The sequence below is a fragment of the Streptomyces sp. NBC_00299 genome, from assembly GCF_036173045.1.
In the GTDB taxonomy this organism is placed as follows: domain Bacteria; phylum Actinomycetota; class Actinomycetes; order Streptomycetales; family Streptomycetaceae; genus Streptomyces; species Streptomyces machairae.
On record NZ_CP108039.1, the window covers coordinates 7414478 to 7437643 of the forward strand.

Sequence of the window (23166 nt, forward strand, 5' to 3'; positions counted from 1 at the left end):
GAACTGCACAGTGGACGCGAGCATCTGTGGCCAAGTTTTTAAGGGCGCACGGTGGATGCCTTGGCACCAGGAACCGATGAAGGACGTGGGAGGCCACGATAGTCCCCGGGGAGTCGTCAACCAGGCTTTGATCCGGGGGTTTCCGAATGGGGAAACCCGGCAGTCGTCATGGGCTGTCACCCTTGCCTGAACACATAGGGCAAGTGGAGGGAACGCGGGGAAGTGAAACATCTCAGTACCCGCAGGAAGAGAAAACAACCGTGATTCCGGGAGTAGTGGCGAGCGAAACTGGATGAGGCTAAACCGTATACGTGTGAGACCCGGCAGGGGTTGCGTATACGGGGTTGTGGGATCTCTCTTTCACAGTCTGCCGGCTGTGAGACGAGTCAGAAACCGTTGATGTAGGCGAAGGACATGCGAAAGGTCCGGCGTAGAGGGTAAGACCCCCGTAGTCGAAACATCAGCGGCTCGTTTGAGAGACACCCAAGTAGCACGGGGCCCGAGAAATCCCGTGTGAATCTGGCGGGACCACCCGCTAAGCCTAAATATTCCCTGGTGACCGATAGCGGATAGTACCGTGAGGGAATGGTGAAAAGTACCCCGGGAGGGGAGTGAAATAGTACCTGAAACCGTGTGCCTACAAGCCGTGGGAGCGTCGGAATGTGCTTGCACATTCTCGTGACTGCGTGCCTTTTGAAGAATGAGCCTGCGAGTTTGCGGTGTGTTGCGAGGTTAACCCGTGTGGGGAAGCCGTAGCGAAAGCGAGTCCGAATAGGGCGATTCAGTAGCGCGCTCAAGACCCGAAGCGGAGTGATCTAGCCATGGGCAGGTTGAAGCGGAGGTAAGACTTCGTGGAGGACCGAACCCACCAGGGTTGAAAACCTGGGGGATGACCTGTGGTTAGGGGTGAAAGGCCAATCAAACTCCGTGATAGCTGGTTCTCCCCGAAATGCATTTAGGTGCAGCGTCGTGTGTTTCTTGCCGGAGGTAGAGCACTGGATAGGCGATGGGCCCTACCGGGTTACTGACCTTAGCCAAACTCCGAATGCCGGTAAGTGAGAGCGCGGCAGTGAGACTGTGGGGGATAAGCTCCATGGTCGAGAGGGAAACAGCCCAGAGCATCGACTAAGGCCCCTAAGCGTACGCTAAGTGGGAAAGGATGTGGAGTCGCAGAGACAACCAGGAGGTTGGCTTAGAAGCAGCCACCCTTGAAAGAGTGCGTAATAGCTCACTGGTCTAGTGATTCCGCGCCGACAATGTAGCGGGGCTCAAGCGTACCGCCGAAGTCGTGTCATTCATACAACAGCCCCAACGGGTGTATGGATGGGTAGGGGAGCGTCGTGTGCCGGGTGAAGCCGCGCCGGAAGGCAGTGGTGGACGGTTCACGAGTGAGAATGCAGGCATGAGTAGCGATTCACACGTGAGAAACGTGTGCGCCGATTGACTAAGGGTTCCTGGGTCAAGCTGATCTGCCCAGGGTAAGTCGGGACCTAAGGCGAGGCCGACAGGCGTAGTCGATGGATAACCGGTTGATATTCCGGTACCCGCTGTGAAGCGTCAAACATTGAACCAGGCGATGCTAAGTCCGTTAAGCCGCCCTGGAGCCTTCGGGCAAAGGGGAGTGGTGGAGCCGACGGACCAGACCTGTAGTAGGTGAGTGATGGGGTGACGCAGGAAGGTAGTCCAGCCCGGGCGGTGGTTGTCCCGGGGTAAGGGTGTAGGCCGTGATCCAGGCAAATCCGGATCACATGAGGCTGAGACCTGATGCCGAGCCGATTGTGGTGAAGTGGATGATCCTATGCTGTCGAGAAAAGCCTCTAGCGAGTTTCATGGCGGCCCGTACCCTAAACCGACTCAGGTGGTCAGGTAGAGAATACCGAGGCGTTCGGGTGAACTATGGTTAAGGAACTCGGCAAAATGCCCCCGTAACTTCGGGAGAAGGGGGGCCATCACTGGTGAGGGAACGTGCTTCCTGAGCTGGGGGTGGCCGCAGAGACCAGCGAGAAGCGACTGTTTACTAAAAACACAGGTCCGTGCGAAGCCGTAAGGCGATGTATACGGACTGACGCCTGCCCGGTGCTGGAACGTTAAGGGGACCGGTTAGTCACAATTCGTTGTGGCGAAGCTGAGAACTTAAGCGCCAGTAAACGGCGGTGGTAACTATAACCATCCTAAGGTAGCGAAATTCCTTGTCGGGTAAGTTCCGACCTGCACGAATGGCGTAACGACTTCTCGACTGTCTCAACCATAGGCCCGGTGAAATTGCACTACGAGTAAAGATGCTCGTTTCGCGCAGCAGGACGGAAAGACCCCGGGACCTTTACTACAGTTTGATATTGGTGTTCGGTTCGGCTTGTGTAGGATAGGTGGGAGACTGTGAACTCTGGACGCCAGTTCAGGGGGAGTCGTCGTTGAAATACCACTCTGGTCGTGCTGGATGTCTAACCTGGGTCCGTGATCCGGATCAGGGACAGTGTCTGATGGGTAGTTTAACTGGGGCGGTTGCCTCCTAAAGAGTAACGGAGGCGCCCAAAGGTTCCCTCAGCCTGGTTGGCAATCAGGTGTTGAGTGTAAGTGCACAAGGGAGCTTGACTGTGAGACCGACGGGTCGAGCAGGGACGAAAGTCGGGACTAGTGATCCGGCGGTGGCTTGTGGAAGCGCCGTCGCTCAACGGATAAAAGGTACCCCGGGGATAACAGGCTGATCTTCCCCAAGAGTCCATATCGACGGGATGGTTTGGCACCTCGATGTCGGCTCGTCGCATCCTGGGGCTGGAGTCGGTCCCAAGGGTTGGGCTGTTCGCCCATTAAAGCGGTACGCGAGCTGGGTTTAGAACGTCGTGAGACAGTTCGGTCCCTATCCGCTGCGCGCGTAGGAATATTGAGAAGGGCTGTCCCTAGTACGAGAGGACCGGGACGGACGAACCTCTGGTGTGCCAGTTGTTCTGCCAAGGGCATGGCTGGTTGGCTACGTTCGGGAGGGATAACCGCTGAAAGCATCTAAGCGGGAAGCCTGCTTCGAGATGAGTATTCCCACCCACTTGATGGGGTAAGGCTCCCAGTAGACGACTGGGTTGATAGGCCGGATCTGGAAGCACGGTAACGTGTGGAGGTGACCGGTACTAATAGGCCGAGGGCTTGTCCATAGATGCTCGCGTCCACTGTGTTAGTTCTGAGGCAACGACCGTTGCCGGTTTCTTGAGCAGAACAGACAAAAGAAAAGTGTGCTTGTTCGCTCGAAACCATTAGGGTTTCGGTGGTTATAGCGTGAGGGAAACGCCCGGTTACATTTCGAACCCGGAAGCTAAGCCTTACAGCGCCGATGGTACTGCAGGGGGGACCCTGTGGGAGAGTAGGACGCCGCCGAACAATCTTTGGGAAGGACCCCTGGTCACCAGCGTTCAGCTGGGGCCAGGGGTCCTTTCGTTTTTATAATGCTTGCGTACCGAAGACAGGAGTCACCGATGTCCACCAACTCTCCCGACGACCGACCGGAGCGCGAACCGCGGCGACGGGACAGTGGTGACCGCGGCGACCGGGGTGATCGAGGCGGTTACCGCGGCGGCGACCGTGGTGGTGCCCGTGGCGGTGCTGCCCGTCGTGACAACGACCGTGGTGGCTATGGGCGTCGTGACGATCGCCGTGGTGACGAGCGGGGCGGCGACCGCCGCGATGACCGACGTGACGATCGTCGCAGCGATGACCGTGGCGGCTTCCGTCGCGACGACAACCGGGGCGGTGGCTCCGGCCGGCGTGATGACCGTGGTGGCGACCGGCGTGAAGGCGATCGCGGTCCCCGTCCGCCGTTCCGTAGGGACGACCGTTCCGGTGGACCGCGTCGGGACGACCGTGACCGCGGCTTCCGTCGCGAGGGCGATCGTCCGTCCTTCCGTCGTGACGACCGGGGGGAGCGTCGCGACGACGAGCGCGGCGGTTTCGCCCGGCGCGATGACCGTCGTGGCGATGACCGCGGTGGCTTCCGTCGTGATGACAACCGTGGTGGTGGCGGCTATGGCCGGCGCGACGACCGCCGTGATGGTGACCGGGGAGGCTTCCGCCGCGACGATCGGGACCGTGGGTTCCGTGGCGACGACCGGGATCGTGGCTTCCGCCGTGACGACCGGCGTGACGACCGGCGCGATGATCGTCGTGGCGATGACCGCGGCGGCGATCGAAGCACCTTCCGGCGTGATGACCGGCGTGACGACCGGCGTGGCGACCGCCGCGATGATCGCAGGGATGACCGTCGTGACGACCGGCGCGATGATCGTCGTGGCGATGACCGTGGCGGCTTCCGGCGGGATGACAGCCGGGGCGACCGTGGTGGGTTCCGTGGGCGTGACGACCGTGGTGGTCGTGGGGGGCCCCGTCGGGACGACCGCGGTGGGCGTCCCGGTGGGTTCCGTGGGCGGGACGATCGGCGCGATGACCGGCGTGACGACCGGCGTGGTGGTGGCCGGTTCCGTGATGAGCGGGACCGGGACCGTGAGCCGATCAAGCGGCTGCCGATCCCCGAGGACGTCACGGGTGACGAGATCGACAAGGACGTACGGCAGGAGCTGCAGAGCCTGCCGAAGACGCTCGCGGAGGACGTCGCCAAGAACCTGGTGATGGTCGCGCGGCTCATCGACGAGGACCCCGAGCGCGCGTACGGCTACTCCAAGGTGGCCCTTCGGCTGGCGTCGCGTGTCGCGGCCGTGCGAGAGGCGGGCGGGTTCGCGGCGTATGCGAACCAGAAGTACGCCGAGGCGCTTGCCGAGTTCCGGGCGGCGCGGCGGATGACCGGTGGCGTGGAGCTGTGGCCGTTGATGGCCGACTGTGAGCGTGGGCTCGGGCGGCCGGAGAAGGCGCTGGACATGGCCGGGGCGTCCGAGGTGCACAAGCTGGACAAGGCCGGGCAGGTCGAGATGCGGCTCGTCGCGGCCGGCGCTCGGCGTGACATGGGGCAGCTGGACGCGGCCATCGTGACGCTGCAGAGCCCCGAGCTGGCCTCCAACTCCGTACAGCCGTGGACCGCGCGGCTGCGGTATGCCTACGCGGACGCGCTGCTGGCCGCCGGGCGGCAGGGTGAGGCGCGTGAGTGGTTCGCCAAGGCCGTCGAGGCGGACAAGGACGGCAGCACGGATGCCTCCGACCGGCTCGCCGAGTTGGACGGTGTTGAGTTTGTCGACGCCTTCGACGAGAGCGAGGGCGAGAGCGACGGCAGCCGTGATGAGCAGGCCCCGGTCGATCCTGAAGAGGGCGGCAAGGAGTGAGCTGCGTGTGACATGAAGGGCGGGATCCCGGGCTGGGGTCCCGCCCTTCGGCGTTTATCCGTCCAGGGTGCGCAGCACCAGGCCCGAGGCCGGCTTCGGGCCGAACGACGTCGACTTGCGGGGCATCGTCACGCCCTGGCGGGCCAGGTCGCGTACGACGTCCTCACGGACCGGGTGCATGAGGACGGCCGTACCGCCGTCGCTCTCCGCTTTCTTGACGGTGGCGGCGGTGTCGTGGATGTAGGCGATGCGGGCGGGGTCGTCCTCAGGGATGCGCCAGACGTGGGCGAGGAGTGTGGCGTGCAGGACGGTGGCGTCCAGGGTGCGCCAGGCCGCGGGGCGGTCGGTGGGGACCGTGCGGTCGAGGAGGGCCGGGTCCGGGGCGTCGACGAGGTGGAAGGCGCCGTCTCCGGCGAGGAGGTAGGCGTTGCCCGCGCAGGCGGCGTCGGCAAGTGCCTCCAGGGCCTCGGCGAGCGGGACTTCGAGGCGGCGTACGCGGAAGTGGCCGTCGAGGGCGGCCAGGGCGTCCGGCACCGGCAGGTCGTGCAGGAGGCGGTGGATGGCGCGGACGCGGAGGGGATAGCGGGCCGTGTCGACGAGGAGGACCAGGCCGTAGTCCCAGGGGCTGGGCGAGCCGTGCTCCGCGCGTAGACGTCGATATGTCGCCCAGCGGTGATGGCCGTCGGCGATCAGGGCCTGGCGAAGGGTCAGGTCCGACTGGACGCGGGCCAGGTCGGCGGGGTCGGTGATCGACCACAGGCGGTGGCTGAAGCCGTCCTCCGTGGTGGTCGCGAAGAGCGGAGGGACCTCGATCGTGCCCTCGATGACGGCGGTCGTGTCGGTCGCCGTGCCGTTGCCGCGGTAGGTCAGCAGCAGCGGTTCGAGGTTCGCGGAGGTGGCGCGCATCAGAGCCGCTCTGTCGGCGACCACGTGCGGCATGACGTCCTCGTGCGGCAGGACGAGGCCCTCCGAGGGCTCCGTCACGCGCAGGGCGCCGATGATGCCGCGCTGCAGCATGCCCTCGCCGTCACGCTGTTCGTAGACGTAGAGGCCGGGCTCCGGGTCGGCGGTCAGTACGCCCTCGGACAGCCAGCGGCGCAGGGTCGTCGCGGCCTGGTCGTTGCGGGCGTCCGCGGTGTCGGCCTGAGGGAGGATCAGCCGCACGATGTTGTACGGGTCCGCGTCCTGAAGGTGGTGCAGGCCGTCGGGGCGGACGACGACGTCGTACGGAGGCGATGTCACGGCGGCCAGGCTGCCGACCCGGTCGGGGTCGTAGCGAAGCCCTCGGAACGGGGTGAGTTCGAGGCCTCGGCGCGCCGTTGCTTCCTGGTGACCTGCTGTGTTCATCCCGGCATCGTACGGGTGTCGGTGGCATGGGGGATGATCGAGGGAAAGCCGTCGAGCGAGGAGCGATGTGGAATGAGCCAGAGCGTCAGGAGGAGGCCGGAGGGCAGTGGCCAGGCGCTGAGCGAGGCGTACGACACGGCGCTGCTCGACCTCGACGGCGTGGTGTACGCCGGGGGCAACGCGATCGTGCATGCCGTGGAGTCGCTGGCAACGGCCCGTGCGGGCGGGATGCATCTCGCGTACGTCACGAACAACGCGCTGCGGACTCCGGACGTCGTGGCCGCGCATCTGACCGCGCTGGGGATACCCACGGGGGCGGACGACGTCATCACCTCGGCGCAGGCGGCTGCGCGGCTGATCAGTGAGCAGGTGCCGGCGGGCGCCAGGGTGCTGGTGATCGGCGGGGAGGGGCTGCGGGTGGCGCTGCGCGAGCGCGGGCTGGAGCCGGTGGAGTCGGCGGACGACGATCCGGCGGCCGTCGTGCAGGGGTACGGCGGGCCGGAGCTGGCCTGGGGCCGGTTCGCGGAGGCGTGCTACGCCATCGCGCGTGGGGTGCCGTGGTTCGCGTCCAACACCGACCTGACGATTCCGAGCGCGCGCGGGATCGCGCCGGGCAACGGCGCGGCGGTGGAGGTCGTGCGCATCGCCACCGGCGCCGAGCCACAGGTGGCGGGCAAGCCGTTGCCTCCCATGCACCGGGAGACGATCCTGCGCACCGGCGCCGAGCGGCCGCTGGTCGTCGGGGACCGGCTGGACACGGACATCGAGGGCGCGTCCAACGGTGGCGTCGACTCGCTGCTCGTGCTGACCGGCGTGACGGACGGCGCGCAGCTGCTTGCCGCGCCGCCGCAGCATCGGCCGACTTATGTCGACGCCGATCTGCGCGGGTTGCTCACCGGGCAGCCGGAGGTTGCCGAGGACGGAGAGGGCTTCCGGTGCGGTGGCTGGGCGGCGACCGCGCGGGCGGACCGGCTGGAACTCGTCGGGGACGGTGAGGCCTTGGACGGGCTGCGGGCGCTGTGTGCGGCGGCCTGGACCGCGGCCGGGGACGGCTCGTGCACGCTGGATGCGGGCAAGGGGCTGGCGCGGCTGGGGTTGTGACCTCGTAGGGAATCGCCGTGGCCGGGGGTGTGACGTCGCCGGGGAGGGATTGTGGCCGGGGCGGTGACGCCGTACGGCGGCACAGTGACCTTGTACGGCGGGATCGTGGCTGAATGGGAGGGTAGGCTAACCTAACTGCGTGTTGGTCGACAGTCCTCCTGAACAGCGCGCGGAGTCCCAGTCCGCGCCCCCAACCCGACGGGCGATACGTGCCGTTGGGCTGCTTGTCTCTGTCCTGATTCTGATGGTCGTCGTTGCGGCGAGCATCGCGATCGGGGCGAAACAGCTGTCCCTGGGGGAGGTCTGGCACGGGCTGTTCGAGAGTTCCGGGACCTACGGCGACGTCGTGGTCGACGACCGGATCTCGCGCACCGTCCTCGGACTGCTGGCCGGCGCCGCGCTCGGTCTCGCCGGGGCGGTGCTGCAGGCGCTCACCCGCAATCCGCTCGCCGATCCCGGCCTGCTCGGCATCAACGCGGGCGCGTCCGCCGCGGTCGTCACCGCCATCACGTTCTTCGGTGTCACCAGCCTCAGCGGCTATGTCTGGTTCGCCTTCCTCGGCGCTGCCGCGGTCGGGGCGATGGTCTGGTTCCTCGGCGGCAGCCGGGGCGCCACGCCGGTGCGGCTCGCGCTCGCCGGTACGGCGATCAGCGCCGCGCTCTACGGCTATCTCCAGGCCGTGATGATCACGGACGACGCGGCGCTGAACAAGATGCGCTTCTGGACGGTCGGTTCGCTGTCCTCGGCGACGGACTCGACCATCAGGCAGGTGCTGCCGTTCCTCGTCGTCGGCGTGGTCCTCGCGCTAGCCCTGGCCCGGCCGCTCAACGCCATGGAGATGGGCGACGACACCGCCAAGGCCCTCGGCGCCAACCTGAACCGGACCCGGGTGCTGTCGATGCTCGCCGCGACCGTGCTGTGCGGCGCCGCGACCGCGGCCTGCGGGCCGATCGTGTTCGTCGGCCTGATGGTGCCGCATGTCGTGCGGTCCTTCACCGGGCCCGACCTGCGCTGGATCCTGCCCTACGCGGCCGTCCTGTCGCCGGTGCTGCTGCTCGGCGCCGATGTGCTCGGCCGGACCGTCACCCGGCCCGCCGAGCTCCAGGTCGGCATCGTCACCGCGATCCTCGGCGGCCCGGTCTTCATCTTTCTCGTACGACGGCGGAGGACGGCCCAGCTGTGAGGACCGCAGTGAAGAGCGAAGCCAAGACCGCGGAGCCGGCGGCGACCACCCGCGCCACCCGCGCCACCCGCGCCACCCGCGCCAACCGTGCCGTGCGGACGCCGGGCGGGATCTCCGTCCGGCTGGACGTCCGGGCGCTGACCGCTGTCGTCCTGCTGCTGCTCGCCGCGCTCACCGCGAGCGTCCTGCTGATCGGCACCGGAGACTTCCCGATCTCGGCGGGCGACGTGCTCAAGACGCTGGTCGGCAACGGCAACGCGGGGCAGGAGTTCATCGTCAACGAGCTGCGGCTGCCGAGAGTCCTGGTCGGGCTCCTTGTCGGTGCCGCGCTCGGCCTCGGCGGGGCGCTGTTCCAGGCGCTGTCCCGCAACCCGCTGGGCAGCCCGGACATCCTCGGCCTCGGACAGGGGGCCACGGCCGGGGCGCTCGTGGTGATCGTGCTGTTCTCCGGGGACTCCGCCCAGGTCACCGTGGGTGCGCTCGTGGGTGGACTGGCGACCGGGCTCGCCATCTATCTGCTCGCCTGGAAGCGGGGCGTGCACGGGTACCGACTGGTGCTGGTCGGTATCGGCATGTCCGCGATCATGACCGCGGTCAACGGGTATCTGCTGACCAAGGCCGATCTCGTCGACGCGGCCCGCGCGGTCGTGTGGATGACCGGCTCCCTCAGTGGCCGTGACTGGGCCCAGGTCTGGCCGCTGCTCGCGCTGTGCGTCGTCCTCGTACCGCTCGTCCTCGCCAATGCGCGTGGGCTGCGGATGATGGAGATGGGCGACGACGTCTCGTACGCCCTCGGAGTGCGTGTCGAACGCGTACGGCTGCTGCTGATGCTGGCCGCCGTGCTGCTCACCGCGGCCGCCACCGCCGCGGCGGGTCCCGTCAGCTTCGTGGCGCTGACCGCGCCGCAGCTCGCCCGGCGCCTGACCCGCTCGCCCGGGCCGAACCTGCTGCCCTCGCTGTGCATGGGCGCCGCCCTCCTCGTCGCCGCCGACTGGACATCCCAGCGGGTCTTCGGAGCCGACCAGATGCCCGTGGGCGTGGTCACGGGTGTGCTCGGCGGCGTATACCTGCTCTGGCTGCTGGTCACCGAGCGCAAGGCGGGCCGGATATGAGCGCCGGCAGCAACGGCAACGAGAGCCTCACCAACGGGCTGAACAACCGAAGGAGCACTGTGAACCGCCTGTCCGCCGACAATGTCACCCTCGCCTACGACCAGCGGGTCATCGCCGAGCAGCTGTCGGTGGAGATACCCGACAACTCCTTCACCGTGATCGTCGGCCCGAACGCGTGCGGCAAGTCCACGCTGCTGCGGGCGCTGTCGCGGATGCTCAAGCCGAGCCAGGGCCGGGTCCTGCTGGACGGTCAGGTCATCCAGTCGATGCCGGCGAAGAAGGTCGCGCGCACGCTGGGCCTGCTGCCGCAGTCGTCGATCGCACCGGACGGGATCACGGTCGCCGACCTGGTGGGCCGCGGCCGGTACCCGCACCAGGGGATCCTGCGCCAGTGGTCGACCGAGGACGAGCGGGTCGTACAGGAGTCGATGGAGCAGACCGGGGTCGCCGAGCTCGCGGATCGCTATGTCGACGAACTGTCCGGCGGTCAGCGCCAGCGCGTGTGGATCGCGATGGCCCTCGCGCAGCAGACGCCGCTGCTGCTGCTCGACGAGCCGACGACCTACCTCGACATCCAGCACCAGATCGACGTCCTCGACCTGTGCGCCCAGCTGCACGAGGAGCAGGGGCGGACGCTGGTCGCCGTGCTGCACGATCTGAACCACGCCGCCCGGTACGCCACGCACCTCATCGCTCTGCGCGGCGGGGAGATCATCGCCGAGGGCGCGCCGAACGACATCGTGACGGCCGAGCTGGTCGAGGACGTCTTCGGCCTGCGCTGCCAGGTCATCGACGACCCCGAGACGGGGACACCGCTGGTGGTGCCGGCGGCGCGGAAGGCACGGGTCGGGGGCAGGGCTGACGTCACGAAGGCGGACATCGCGAAGGTGGCCGCCGCAGAGGCCTCATGAGGTGACCTGGAGCAGCTTCCCGAGGTGATCCGCGGAAGCCTCCTGAGGTGACTCAGAGAAGCTTCCTGAGGACCAGCAGGTCGCGCAGGCCCGCGTGCAGCTTCACCCGGCCCGAGCCCCATGCCTTGGCGAAGTTCAGGTCGCCGTCGACCATGGCGACCAGGTCGTCGCCGGTCATGCTCAGTCTGATCTGGGCCTTCTCGCGGGGCGGGCCCTGGAGCGTGTCGTGGACCTGGATGCGACCGCCCGCCATGCGGCCGACGAAGGTGACGTCCAGGTCGGTGATGTGGCAGCTCACCGAGCGGTCCAGGGCGGCGGCCGAGCGGACGTCCCCTTCGGCGCGCTGCATGTTGTCCGAGAGCTTTTCGAGTGCGGCGCGGCACTCCTCAGTCGTGGCCATCGCGATCGACGGTACCCCAGCGGTTCGCGGTAGCGTCTGGGCATGAGCGACACAGTTCCGCAGCCGGAGGTCCCGGAGGAGACCGAGGTCGAGGCCGAGGAGGCAACCGACCCCGGGCTCGCGGTCGAGCCCGAGTGCGACCCCGCCGCCCCCGCCCCGCTGAACGTCCCGCGCACCCCCACCGGCCACGCCGACGTCGACGCTCAGCTGGAGCGGCTCGGCGATGCCGACCACCTCGCCACGGACGGGCATCTGGAGGTGTACGAGGATGTACACCGGGGGCTGCGCGACGCGCTCACCGCGCTCGACGCCCGCCCGGGACCTCCGGGGCCCCCGTCGACGTATGGGACTAGGAGCTGAACCGAAAGTGGCAGGAGTCGCACGCCGCCGTCTTGACGCGGAGCTGGTCCGCCGGAAGCTTGCGCGCTCGCGCGAGCACGCCAGCCAGCTGATTGCCGCCGGGCGGGTCACCGTCGGCAAGACCGTCGCGACCAAGCCGGCCACACAGGTGGAGACCGCGGCGGCGATCGTCGTGGTCGCCGACGGCAGCGACCCCGAGTACGTGTCCCGGGGCGGGCACAAGCTCGCAGGCGCTCTGGAGGTCTTCGTGCCCCAAGGGCTGGCGGTCGAGGGGCGGCGGGCGCTCGATGCCGGGGCGTCCACCGGCGGGTTCACCGATGTGCTGCTGCGGGCCGGGGCCGCGCAGGTCGTGGCCGTCGACGTCGGATACGGACAACTGGCCTGGACTCTCCGGAGTGATGAACGCGTGACCGTCAAAGACCGTACGAACGTACGCGAGTTGACGCTCGAAGCGATCGATGGGGAACCAGTGGATCTTGTCGTGGGGGATCTGTCCTTCATCCCGCTCGGACTGGTGCTGCCCGCCCTGGTGCGGTGCGTGAAACCGGACGCCGATCTGGTGATGATGGTCAAGCCACAGTTCGAGGTGGGGAAGGAGCGGCTGGGCAGCGGCGGGGTCGTCCGCAGTTCCCAGCTGCGGGCCGAGGCCGTGCGCGGCGTGGCCGAGAAGGCGTGGGAACTCGGGCTCGGGGTGAAGGGGGTCACGGCGAGTCCGTTGCCCGGCCCCTCCGGGAATGTCGAGTACTTTCTGTGGCTGCGTGCCGGGGCGCCCGCCCTGGACCCGGCCGACGTTGACCGTGCAGTTGCGGAGGGGCCGCGTTGACACCGAACCGAGCTCGTACTGTTTTTCTGCTCGCCCACACGGGGCGGCCCGCGGCCATTCGCAGCGCCGAGCTGGTGGTCAAGGGGCTGCTGCGGGAGGGCATCGGGGTGCGTGTCCTGGAGTACGAGGCCGCCGACCTGCCGCTGCCGGACGAGGTGGAGCTCGTCAAGGAGGCGACTGCGCAGTGCCTCGACGGGTGCGAGCTGCTGATAGTGCTGGGCGGCGACGGGACGCTGCTGCGCGGCGCCGAGTTCGCCCGGGCGTCCGGGGTGCCGATGCTGGGTGTGAACCTCGGGCGGGTCGGGTTCCTCGCGGAGGCCGAGCGCGATGATCTCGACAAGGTCGTCGACCGGGTCGTCACCAAGGCGTACGAGGTCGAGGAGCGGATGACCGTCGACGTCGTCGTCCATCAGAACGGCGACATCGTGCACACGGACTGGGCGCTGAACGAGGCGGCCGTGCAGAAGGCCGGCGCGGAGAAGCTGCTCGAGGTCGTGCTGGAGATCGACGGGAGGCCGGTCACGGGGTTCGGGTGTGACGGGATCGTGCTGTCCACGCCGACCGGGTCCACTGCGTACGCCTTCTCTGCGGGCGGGCCTGTGGTGTGGCCCGAGGTCGAGGCGCTGCTGATGGTGCCGATCAGCGCGCATGCGCTCTTCGCGAAGCCGTTGGTGACGTCGCCGGATTCTGTCCTGGCGGTGGAGGTTCTGCCGCACATCCCGCCGGGGGTGTTGTGGTGTGACGGGCGGCGGACGGTGGAACTGCCGCCGGGGGCGCGGGTCGAGGTGCGGCGGGGGGCTGTGCCGGTGCGGTTGGCTCGACTGCATCATGCGTCGTTCACGGATCGGTTGGTGGCGAAGTTCGCGTTGCCGGTTTCCGGGTGGCGCGGGGCGCCTCACTAGCGGTACGTAGGGGGGTGGGGGGCTCCTGGCGGCTGCGGGTGGTTCCCCGCGCCCCTTGAGGGCGTTGCACTCGCCTGGGTGACATGTGCGGTCGATGCACATTCGTCACCTGCACCTTCACATCATCGGGCCGGGGGCCGTCGCACTTCCCCGTGCTGACCTCGTAAGGTCGTGTCCGTGTTGGAGGAGATGCGGATACGGTCGCTCGGAGTCATCGACGACGCTGTCGTCGAGCTGTCGCCGGGGTTCACCGCCGTCACCGGTGAGACGGGTGCGGGCAAGACCATGGTGGTCACCAGTCTCGGGCTGCTGCTGGGTGGGCGTGCCGACCCGGCGCTCGTGCGGATCGGGGCCGACAAGGCGGTCGTGGAGGGGCGGATCAGCGTCGCCGCGGGCGCTTCGGCCTTCGTACGGGCCGAGGAGGCCGGGGCCGAGCTCGATGACGGGGCGCTGCTGATCAGCCGTACCGTTTCGGCCGAGGGGCGGTCACGGGCGCATGTGGGCGGGCGCAGCGTGCCCGTGGGGCTGCTCGCCGACCTCGCCGACGACCTGGTGGCGGTGCACGGGCAGACGGACCAGCAGGGGCTGCTGAAGCAGACCCGGCAGCGGCAGGCGCTCGACCGGTACGCCGGTGATGCCGTCGCGGTGCCGCTCGCCAAGTACGGCGAGGCGTACCGGCGGCTGCGCGCGGTCTCCGTCGAGCTCGACGAGATCACCACGCGCGCGCGTGAGCGGGCCCAGGAAGCCGACATGCTGCGGTTCGGGCTCGACGAGATCGCCGGTGTCGAGCCGCGCGCCGGGGAGGACGTGGAGCTCGCCGAGGAGGCCGATCGGCTCGGGCACGCGGAGGCGCTGTCGTCGGCCGCCACGGCCGGGCACGCCGCACTCGCCGGCAACCCGGAGGATCCCGAGGGCATCGACGCGGCGACGCTCGTCGCGGGCGCGCAGCGGGCCCTGGACGCCGTGCGGTCGCACGATCCGGCGCTGGCCGCGCTGGCCGACCGGATCGGGGAGATCGGGATCCTGCTGGGCGATGTCGCAGGGGAGTTGGCGGGTTACGCCGACGACCTGGACGCCGACCCCCTGAGGCTCGCGGCCGTCGAGGAACGACGGGCCGCGCTGAACGCGCTCACGCGGAAATACGGCGAGGACGTCGCCGCCGTGCTCAACTGGGCCGAGGAGAGCAGCCGGCGGCTCACCGAGCTGGACAGCGACGACGAGCGCATCGACGAGCTGACGGCCGAGCGGGACGGGCTGCGGACCGAGCTGGGCGGACTGGCGCAGGCGCTGACCGATGCGCGGGCCGAGGCCGCCGAGCGGTTCGCCGCCGCCGTGACGGCGGAGTTGGCCTCGCTCGCGATGCCGCACGCGCGCGTGTCCTTCGACATCCGGCAGACCGAGGATGAGCTGGGCGTGGAGGTCGGTGGGCGCGCGGTCGCCTACGGGCCCTCGGGTGTGGACGAGGTCGAGCTGCTGCTCGCCCCGCACCCGGGAGCGCCGCCCCGGCCGATCGCCAAGGGCGCGTCCGGCGGTGAGCTGTCGCGCGTGATGCTCGCCGTCGAGGTCGTGTTCGCGGGGACCGATCCGGTGCCGACGTATCTCTTCGACGAGGTCGACGCCGGCGTCGGTGGCAAGGCGGCCGTGGAGATCGGCCGGCGGCTGGCCCGGCTGGCCAAGACCGCGCAGGTCGTCGTGGTGACCCACCTGCCGCAGGTCGCCGCCTTCGCCGACCGGCAGTTGCTCGTCGAGAAGACCAACGACGGGTCGGTCACCCGGTCCGGCGTGAAGGTCCTGGAGGGCGAGGAGCGCATCCGGGAGCTGTCCCGGATGCTCGCCGGGCAGGAGGACTCGGAGACGGCCCGCGCGCACGCGGAGGAGCTGCTGGAGACGGCTCGGGCGGACGGGTAGCCGGGCGGCGGCCGTAGGGTGGCCGGATGATCAAGCAAGCCGTCTCCTTCGGCCTCTCCGCGACCCTCACCCGCGCCGCCGTCGCCGCCCTGCGTGCCAAGGCCCCCGGCGGCCGTGACCGCTGGGAGCGGAAGAACTACGCGGGCCGGACCGTGGAGTTGTACGCGGGGCCCGCCTCCGCCCTGGCGGCTGCGGTGGCCGTCGGGCGGGTGGCGCCGGCCGCGGGGGTCGCGGTGGCCGTTGCGGGAGCCTGCGGCGCGTATGACGACGTCGTGGGGGACGGTGACCCCCGGCGTGGGTTCCGGGCGCATCTCTCCGCGCTGCGGGACGGCGAAGTGACCAGCGGGGCTGTGAAGTTGTTCGGGGTCTCCGCCGCCGGGCTGGTCGCGGGGGCCGTCCTCAAGGAGCGGCCGCTGGACAAGCTGCTCGCGGGTGTCGTGATCGCCGGTGCCGCGCACTTCGTCAACCTCGTGGACGTGTGGCCGGGTCGGGCCGCCGCCGCGGTGCTTGCGCTCGGTGCGCCCGGGCTGTTGCGCTCGGGGCCCGGCGCCGAGTCGGCCGCCGGTGCCATGGGAGTCGCAGCGGCCGTACTGCCCGACGACCTCGGCGAGCGGGCGATGATCGGCGACACCGGAGCGCATGCGCTCGGCGCGGCCCTCGGGGCGGCGGTCGTGGCCGGGAACCGGCGCGCCGGGCTGGTCGCGCATGCCGCTGCGGTCGTCGCCGCGGCGGTGTACGGCGACAAGGTGAGCGAGGTCGCCCGCAGGGCGGTCGGGTGACGCGCCGCAGGTCGTCGGGCATGCCCAGCGCGCGCATGTTCGGCCACAACCCCCACCCCGCCTCACTCGTGCAGGTGACTCGGCCCGGCGCGTTGCCCCGCAGCTGAGCCGTCCACGCCCTGTCGCCGTTCCCGGAACGGCCGCACGTCCTGGCATCCTTGGCGTAAACACGTCGTACGCGTAGGGATTCTCGCGGTACACCCCCTCCGCCCGATCCTTCTGTACGTTCTTCGTGACCGCCCGACCCGAAGCAGGAGCCCCGGCCACGTGACCCCCGTGAGCAGCCACTCACCGCACGGCCAGTCGTCGCTGCGCACCGTGCAGGTGCTGGGCGGCGGCAACGCCGGCAGTAGCGCGCATGTGCGATCGCTGGCCTCGGGGCTGGTCGCACGGGGCGTGCGGGTCACCGTATGCGCTCCTGTCGAGGCCGATCACCTCTACGACTTCACGGGCGCCGGCGCCGAACATGTGCATGTGCCGCGCAGCAGCGATCCGGGTTCCGTGGCCGCACTGCGGGCGGCCTGCGTGGACGCCGACCTGGTGCACGCGCACGGGCTGCACGCGTCCTTCCGTGCCGTGCTCGCGCTGAGCGGACGGCGTACTCCGCTGGTCGTCACCTGGCACGACCGGGCCCACGCGGAGGGCGCCCGCGCCCATCTCCTGCGGCTGTTGGAGCGGCGGGTCGTCAAGGCCGCCTCCGTCGTGCTCGGGACCACATCGGCGCTGGTGGACCGGGCCCGCCGGACCGGCGCCCGGGACGCGCGCCTCGCCGCCGTCGCGCTGCCCGCGCCGAGCCGTGCCGTCGAGCACGACGACCCGGACCGGCTGCGCCCCAAGGTCCGGGCCGAACTCGGCGCCACCGGACGCCCGTTGCTGATCGCCGTCGGCTCGCTGGAGCGGCATCGCGGGTACGACGTGCTCCTGGACGCCTCGCGCGCGTGGCTGCAGCTGGATGCCGTGCCGTTGGTCGTGATCGCGGGGGAGGGGGCGCTGCGTGCCGAACTGCAGGGCCGGATCGAGGACGAGGGGCTGCCCGTGCGGCTCATCGGCCGGCGCGACGACGTCTCCGAGCTGCTCGCGGCGGCCGACGTGGCGCTTCTGCCGAGCAGTTGGGAGTCACGGTCGGTCCTCGCCCAGGAGGCCCTTCACGCGCGCGTGCCGCTCGTCGCCACCGACGTCGGCGGCGTGCCGGAACTCGTCGGCGACGCGGCCGAACTCGTCCCGTACGGCGACCCGGACGCCCTCGCCGACGCTGTCGTACGGCTGCTCGGCGATCCCGAGCGGCAGGAGTTCCTCAGGGAGCGGGGCGCGCGGCAGGCGGCCACCTGGCCGACCGAGGACGAGACCGTCGCCCAAGTGCTCAGCGTGTACGACGAGTTGACGCAGCCTCAGCCCATGATCTAGACGCCGGAAGCGTCCGCGCCTCACAGGCCCTAGCCCGCATGCCTGCGTGCCCGGAGGGCCAGGCTCAACGCCAGTACCGTCTGCGGGTCGTCGAGGTCCGTGCCGAGCAACTCGCCGATGCGGGCGAGGCGGTTGTAGAGCGTCTGCCGGTTCAGATGCAGCTCGCGGGCCGTCTCCGCCTTGCGGCCCGCGTGCGCCAAGTACGTCTCCAGGGTGGGCAGCAGGGGCGGCTTGGAGCGGTTGTCGTGGTCGCGGAGCGGGCCGATCGCGCGGTCCACGAACGCCGCGAGGTCCGGGTGGTCGCGCAGCCGCCACAGCAGCAGGTCGATGTCCAGGCGCCGGGCGTCGTACCAGGGGCGGTCCGACAGGCCCTGCGCCGCAGTCGCCGTCTCCGCCGCGTGCCTGAGGCCCGCCGAGGCCGCAGCCCAGCTGCCGGCCACCCCGACGACCACGACCGGCGGCGGTGCCCCGGGGCGCTGGACCCCGGCCCGCTCCACGCCCGCCCGCAGCGCCACCGCGACCCGGTCCGCGACCGTCGACCGCTCCGACTCCGAACGCAGGCCCAGCAGCAGCGGCACCCGCCCCTCCACCGGCCGTACGCCCAACAGCACCGGCGCCCCCACCGAGGCCAGCTCCTCGCCGACCGCGCGCGCAAGCACCGCCCAGCCGCCGCCCGGCGACATCGTGTCCCCGAGCCGCATCACGACCGGCAGCAGCGGACTGGCACCCGGCTTGAAGCCCAGCACGCGCGCCTGTGCCGGGGCGTCCTCGGCGGCGATACGGCCCTCCGCGAGGTCGGTCAGGAAGTCGCCGCGCCCGCGCGCCGCCAGCTCCTCCTCCTGGCGCGCCTGCATCAGCACCACGGCCAGGCTGCCCGCGGCCCGCTCGGCGGCGACCCGGTGCACGGGCGCGAGCGGGCCCCGTACGGGGAGCAGCACGAGACGGGCCCGGACCGACCCCGTCCCCGGACCGCCACCCGGCACATCCACCAGCACCGACCCACCCGGCGGCGGCGTCTCCTTGTGCTGGCCCCGCAGCCCCTCCCACACCTGCAACGGATCCGCGCCCTCGGGGCCCGACCCGGCGGCGTACAGCAGCTGGCCGTCCGTCGTCTCCAGGAACACCGGGTTGCCGCTGAAGTCGGCCAGGATGCCCAGCACTTGGGGCACCCCACCGCCGCCGACCAGCGCCTCCGTGCACCGGCGGTGCACTTCCTCCGCCCGCTGCAGCAGCGCGTAGTGGCCGTTGACGATCTCGGTGTGGATCTCCTCGGTGACCGTCACGAAGGCCACCTCGCGATGCAGCTGGACCAGCGGCAGACCGGCCGTACGTGCCGTGTCGACCAGCGCGGCTGGCAGCCGTGTGAAACGTGGGCCCAGCTCGACGACCAGGGCCGCGATGCCCCGCTCGGCCAGGGTGCGCACGAACGCGCGCTGGTCGGCGGGGCGGGTGCCGAGGCCGTAGCCCGTGGTCAGGAGCAGCTCCCCGCCCTTCAGCAGCGAGGCGATGTTGGGCACCTCGCCGGCGTGCACCCAGCGCACGGTCCGCCCCAGCCGGTCGCCGCCCGCGAGCACCTCCGGCAGCCCGCTGCGCAGCCCGGGCAGCTCCAGTGCCCGCCGCACGGTGATCCCGGCGCTGTGGGTGCCGTAGCCGCTGTCCGTCCCGCCCGTACCGCTGTCCATGTGCCGGACGCTACCCGTGCGCGGGCTTCCCTGACATCTCCGGAGCCGATCATGCGTTGCGGCGCGTGAGCGGGGTAGCCGCGTCGGCATGGACTTCAGCGTGGTTGCCGTGGCACGGGAGGACGACAGCCCGGTCGAGGAGCCGCTGCGGGTGGCCGTGGCCGCCGACGCCTCGGGTATCGCGAGGTGTGGGCGGGGAGGGGCCGACCTGGGACTCCTTCGTCCTCGCCACGGCCATCGGGCGGGCAACCGAGCGGGTCGCGCTGACGGCCGGTCCCGTGGCGGTGTCGGTGCGCGAGCCGTTCGGGATCGCGCGGGGCGCCGCCTCGGTCGCCGCCGTCACCGGGCGGCCGGTCGGGGTGGCGCTGGGGACGTCAAGCAAGCGCGGCCGGCTTCGGGGAGGCGGTCGAGCCGGCCCGTACCGGTGCCGATCCCGGCACGCCGGCCCGGCCGGCTTCCCGCCGCCGCGGCGGGCACGGTGGGCTTGGTGGGCGACCTGGACGCCGTACGCGCGCGTGTCGAGGCGTAGCCGACGCAGGACTGGACGAGATCGCCCTCGTGCCGGCGACGGCGGGTGACCCGGGCGGGGAGCGGACGCCGACGGCGTTCAAGCAAGTCGGTTGACGGGGCTCGGCCGACCGTGCTCAGGCAGGCCTGATGTTGTGGTTGAACCGGAAGACGTTGTCCGGGTCGTACCGTCGCTTCAGATCCGCCAGCCGACGGGTGTTCTCGGCGCCGAGTCCGGCCTCGACCCGCTCGGCGCCCTCGTCGCCGATGAAGTTGAGGTAGACCGCGCCGGTGCTCCACGGCTGCGCGTCGGCACGGACGTCCCGGACCCACTGGACACACCGCTCGTCGTCCGCGGGGTCCTCCCAGATCGCGAAGGGGTGCACGGCCCACGGCGCGTCCCGGTAGGGCACGGGGTACTCGTGCGGGCCCGCGGCGATCGCCCCGCCCTGCGGGAACAGCACGTGGAGGGTCCCCGTGGGCGCGGGCAGGGCCTCGCCCCGGGCGCAGAACATCTCCAGGTAGGCGTCGGGCGCGCCCGTCAGATACTCCGCCGACCAGTAGTTACGCATCCCCGGCGGATCGTCGAGCATGCACTGGACGTCGGCGTACGGCATCGCCCCGACGATCTCCGACTCGTGCGGCAGCGCCAGCAGCGGCTCGGCCAGCTTGCGCAGGTCCTCCTCGGGCCCGGCGTAGGTCAGCAGTGCGGCGCACAGGAGCTTGCCGACCAGGTGCGGCGGTACGAACTCCTCGGGCGGGCCGGTGAGATACAGCACACCGCCGCTCGCCTCGTCCGGGGCCACGGTGATCAGCTCGCGGAAGGTGTGGACGGCCTCGGGGGCGTACTCCGGCCGATACAGCACCAGCGCGATGGAGAACTCGGGCAGCTCGTGGAGCTTCAGGGTGAGTGCGGTCGCGACGCCGAAGTTGCCGCCACCGCCGTGCAGACCCCAGAACAGCTCGGGGTTCTCGTCGGCGCTCGCGTGGGTGCGCTCGCCGTCCGCGGTGACGAGTTCGACGCCCAGCAGGTTGTCGACGGCCAGTCCGCACCAGCGGTCCAGCCAGCCGGTGCCCCCGCCCAGGACGAAGCCGCCGACCCCGGTCGTGGAAGCTCGGCCGCCGGTCGTGGCAAGGGCGTGCGGCAGGCAGGCGCGGTCCAGGTCGCTCATCGTCGCCCCGCCCGCGACCCGTACCGCCTCGGCCGCGGGGTCGACGGTGACCGCGCGCATGTGGCGCAGGTCGATCACCAGGCCGTTGTCGTTGAGCGCCATGCCCGCGACGCTGTGCCCGCCGCCGCGCACCGCGATGTTGAGGTCCAGGTCGCGTGCGAACCGCACGGCCCGCGCGACGTCGTCCTCGTCCACGCACTGCGCGATCACCGCGGGCCGCCGGTCGATCATGGCGTTGAAGACGGCCCGGGCGTCGTCGTAACCGAAATCCCCCGGCGCGAACACATCACCGGCCAGATCCTCGCGCAGCGCGGTGAGAGCCGCGCCCGCCTTCGAGAGGGAAGCCATGGCTGCCCCCTTCCGTGCCGGGGCATTCGCTTGCTCCCAGCCTAGGCGGGCGCGGTACACCAGTCCTGTTCAGCCGCCGTACGCCCCGGACGCCGTCAGGCGCAGCGCGGTGTCGATCAGCGGGACATGGCTGAAGGCCTGCGGGAAGTTGCCCACCTGGCGCTGCAGATGCGGGTCCCACTCCTCGGCCAGCAGACCGAGGTCGTTGCGCAGCGACAGCAGCTTCTCGAACAGCTTGCGGGCCTCGTCGACGCGGCCGATCATCGCCAGGTCGTCCGCCATCCAGAACGAGCAGGCGAGGAATGCGCCCTCGTCGCCGGGGAGGCCGTCGACGCCCTCGTCCTCGCCCTGCGTCGGGTAGCGCAGGATGAAGCCGTCCGAGGTGGACAGCTCGCGCTGGATCGCCTCGATGGTGCCGATGACCCGCTTGTCGTCCGGCGGCAGGAAGCCCATCTGCGGGATCAGCAGCAGGGAGGCGTCCAGCTCCTTGGAGCCGTACGACTGCGTGAAGGTGTTGCGTTCCTTGTCGTAGCCCTTCTCACACACGTCCCGGTGGATGTCGTCGCGCAGTTCGCGCCAGCGCTCCAGCGGGCCGTCAGCGTCGCCGGACTCGATGAGCTTGATCGTGCGGTCGACGGCGACCCAGGCCATCACCTTGGAGTGCACGAAGTGGCGGCGCGGGCCGCGCACCTCCCAGATGCCCTCGTCCGGCTCGTCCCAGTGGTCCTCCAGGTAGCGGATCAGCTTCAGCTGGAGCAGCGAGGCGTAGTCGTTGCGGGCCAGGCCCGTCATGTGGGCCAGGTGCAGGGCCTCGGTGACCTCGCCGTACACGTCCAGCTGGAGCTGGTGCGCGGCGCCGTTGCCGACCCGGACCGGCGCGGAGTTCTCGTAGCCGGGCAGCCAGTCCAGCTCCGCCTCGCCGAGCTCGCGCTCGCCGGCGATGCCGTACATGATCTGCAGGTTCTCCGGGTCGCCCGCGACCGCCCGCAGCAGCCACTCCCGCCAGGCGCGGGCCTCCTCGCGGTAGCCGGTGCGCAGCAGCGAGGACAGGGTGATCGCCGCGTCGCGCAGCCAGGTGTAGCGGTAGTCCCAGTTGCGGACGCCGCCGATGTCCTCGGGCAGGGAGGTCGTCGGGGCTGCGACGATGCCGCCCGTCGGGGCGTACGTCAGCGCCTTCAGCGTGATCAGCGAGCGGACCACCGCCTCGCGGTACGGGCCGTGGTACGTACAGTGCTCGACCCACTCTCGCCAGAAGTCCTCGGTCGCCTCCAGCGACTGCTCCGGCTCCGGCAGCGCGGGGGGCTGCTTGTGCGACGGCTCCCAGGAGATGGTGAACGCGATCCGCTCACCCGGGCCGACCGTGAAGTCCGAGTACGTCGTCAGCGACTTGCCGTACGTCTCGGCCTCCGTGTCGAACCACACGGAGTCCGGGCCGGCGACGGCCACCGTACGGCCCTCGTGCTTGTGCACCCAGGGCACGACCCGGCCGTACGAGAAGCGCATCCGCAGCGCCGAGCGCATCGGCACCCGGCCCGAGACGCCCTCCACGATCCGGATCAGCTGGGGCGCGCCGTCACGCGGGGGCATGAAATCGATCACCCTGACCGTGCCGCGCGGCGTGTCCCACTCGGACTCCAGGATCAGCGAGTCGCCGCGGTAGCTGCGCCGGGCCGCGGTGGGCGGTTCGGCGTCGGAGGCGTGTGCCGGACCGAGCCGCCAGAAACCGTGTTCTTCGGTGCCCAGCAGGCCGGCGAAGATGGCATGCGAGTCGAAGCGGGGCAGGCACAGCCAGTCGACTGTGCCGTCCCGGCAGACCAAGGCTGCGGTCTGCATGTCTCCGATGAGTGCGTAGTCTTCGATGCGCCCGGCCACGTGCAACTCCAGTCGAACGGCCACGTCACCCCCTTCTCTGCCAAGGGGGCTCTCGCTTAGTGCGGTCAAGGGGTGGTTGTAATGCGTCGTCGAGCGGTGA

General features: G+C 70.1%; 17 protein-coding genes and 2 rRNA genes. 13 read left to right on the forward strand and 6 right to left on the reverse strand.

Annotated elements, in window-relative coordinates; translation table 11 throughout:
- Positions 1-28 precede the first annotated feature (28 nt).
- The 3 genes from OHT51_RS33070 to OHT51_RS33080 all read left to right on the forward strand — a co-directional run bounded on the left by OHT51_RS33070 (position 29) and on the right by OHT51_RS33080 (position 5255).
- Positions 29-3146: ribosomal RNA gene (locus OHT51_RS33070) — 23S ribosomal RNA — on the forward strand.
- Between the two features lie 106 nt (positions 3147-3252).
- A 5S ribosomal RNA gene (gene rrf / locus OHT51_RS33075) occupies positions 3253-3369 on the forward strand.
- A gap of 1133 nt (positions 3370-4502) precedes the next feature.
- Positions 4503-5255, forward strand: coding sequence for a hypothetical protein (locus OHT51_RS33080; protein WP_328884522.1), 753 nt, complete (start codon positions 4503-4505; stop codon positions 5253-5255).
- A 54-nt stretch (positions 5256-5309) separates the two neighbouring features.
- Here the strand turns inward: OHT51_RS33080 and OHT51_RS33085 are convergent, their stop codons facing one another.
- Positions 5310-6602: a DUF1015 domain-containing protein gene (locus tag OHT51_RS33085; RefSeq protein ID WP_328882576.1), complete on the reverse strand. Its 1293-nt coding sequence runs from the start codon at positions 6600-6602 to the stop codon at positions 5310-5312.
- A gap of 72 nt (positions 6603-6674) precedes the next feature.
- Here OHT51_RS33085 and OHT51_RS33090 point away from each other — a divergent pair, with 72 nt between their 5' ends.
- The 4 genes from OHT51_RS33090 to OHT51_RS33105 all read left to right on the forward strand — a co-directional run bounded on the left by OHT51_RS33090 (position 6675) and on the right by OHT51_RS33105 (position 10909).
- Positions 6675-7703: an HAD hydrolase-like protein gene (locus OHT51_RS33090; RefSeq protein ID WP_328882577.1), complete on the forward strand. Its 1029-nt coding sequence runs from the start codon at positions 6675-6677 to the stop codon at positions 7701-7703.
- 139 nt (positions 7704-7842) lie between these two features.
- Positions 7843-8886, forward strand: a complete 1044-nt coding sequence (locus OHT51_RS33095; protein WP_328882578.1) for a FecCD family ABC transporter permease — start codon at positions 7843-7845, stop codon at positions 8884-8886.
- A gap of 92 nt (positions 8887-8978) precedes the next feature.
- A complete protein-coding gene (locus OHT51_RS33100) occupies positions 8979-9998 on the forward strand; it encodes a FecCD family ABC transporter permease (RefSeq protein ID WP_328884523.1) in 1020 nt (339 codons plus the stop codon).
- Positions 9995-10909, forward strand: coding sequence for an ABC transporter ATP-binding protein (locus OHT51_RS33105; protein ID WP_328882579.1), 915 nt, complete (start codon positions 9995-9997; stop codon positions 10907-10909). The genes OHT51_RS33100 and OHT51_RS33105 overlap by 4 nt, the downstream gene beginning before the upstream one ends.
- 52 nt (positions 10910-10961) lie before the next feature.
- Here OHT51_RS33105 and OHT51_RS33110 read toward each other — a convergent pair whose 3' ends face one another.
- Positions 10962-11309 carry an SCP2 sterol-binding domain-containing protein gene (locus tag OHT51_RS33110; RefSeq protein ID WP_328882580.1) on the reverse strand — a complete coding sequence of 116 codons (348 nt, stop codon included), beginning with the start codon at positions 11307-11309 and terminating at the stop codon, positions 10962-10964.
- A 42-nt stretch (positions 11310-11351) separates the two neighbouring features.
- Here OHT51_RS33110 and OHT51_RS33115 point away from each other — a divergent pair, with 42 nt between their 5' ends.
- From OHT51_RS33115 to OHT51_RS33140, 6 genes are all read left to right on the forward strand, one after another.
- Complete coding sequence (locus tag OHT51_RS33115) at positions 11352-11669, forward strand: hypothetical protein (RefSeq protein WP_328882581.1); 318 nt, start codon at positions 11352-11354, stop codon at positions 11667-11669.
- A gap of 7 nt (positions 11670-11676) precedes the next feature.
- Positions 11677-12492 carry a TlyA family RNA methyltransferase gene (locus OHT51_RS33120; protein ID WP_328882582.1) on the forward strand — a complete coding sequence of 272 codons (816 nt, stop codon included), beginning with the start codon at positions 11677-11679 and terminating at the stop codon, positions 12490-12492.
- Positions 12489-13394, forward strand: coding sequence for an NAD kinase (locus OHT51_RS33125; protein ID WP_328882583.1), 906 nt, complete (start codon positions 12489-12491; stop codon positions 13392-13394). The genes OHT51_RS33120 and OHT51_RS33125 overlap by 4 nt, the downstream gene beginning before the upstream one ends.
- Before the next feature lie 189 nt (positions 13395-13583).
- Complete coding sequence (gene recN, locus OHT51_RS33130; RefSeq protein WP_328884524.1) at positions 13584-15302, forward strand: DNA repair protein RecN; 1719 nt, start codon at positions 13584-13586, stop codon at positions 15300-15302.
- A 26-nt stretch (positions 15303-15328) separates the two neighbouring features.
- On the forward strand, positions 15329-16081 hold the full coding sequence (locus tag OHT51_RS33135) for a hypothetical protein (protein WP_328882584.1): 753 nt from the start codon (positions 15329-15331) through the stop codon (positions 16079-16081).
- 267 nt (positions 16082-16348) lie between these two features.
- Positions 16349-17485: a glycosyltransferase family 4 protein gene (locus tag OHT51_RS33140; protein WP_328882585.1), complete on the forward strand. Its 1137-nt coding sequence runs from the start codon at positions 16349-16351 to the stop codon at positions 17483-17485.
- A 29-nt stretch (positions 17486-17514) separates the two neighbouring features.
- On the opposite strand, the gene OHT51_RS33145 is transcribed toward OHT51_RS33140, so the two are convergent.
- The 4 genes from OHT51_RS33145 to OHT51_RS33160 form a co-directional block, all read right to left on the reverse strand.
- Complete coding sequence (locus OHT51_RS33145) at positions 17515-19167, reverse strand: PucR family transcriptional regulator (RefSeq protein WP_328882586.1); 1653 nt, start codon at positions 19165-19167, stop codon at positions 17515-17517.
- Positions 19168-19216: 49 nt separating this feature from the next.
- Positions 19217-19549 (reverse strand): hypothetical protein, encoded by a 333-nt coding sequence (locus OHT51_RS33150; protein WP_328882587.1) that lies wholly within the window; start codon positions 19547-19549, stop codon positions 19217-19219.
- Between the two features lie 262 nt (positions 19550-19811).
- Positions 19812-21194, reverse strand: coding sequence for an FAD-binding oxidoreductase (locus OHT51_RS33155; protein ID WP_328882588.1), 1383 nt, complete (start codon positions 21192-21194; stop codon positions 19812-19814).
- A 69-nt stretch (positions 21195-21263) separates the two neighbouring features.
- The gene (locus OHT51_RS33160) at positions 21264-23066 is read right to left on the reverse strand and encodes a glycoside hydrolase family 15 protein (RefSeq protein ID WP_328884525.1); all 1803 of its coding nucleotides are present in this window, start codon (positions 23064-23066) and stop codon (positions 21264-21266) included.
- Positions 23067-23166: the final 100 nt, after the last annotated feature.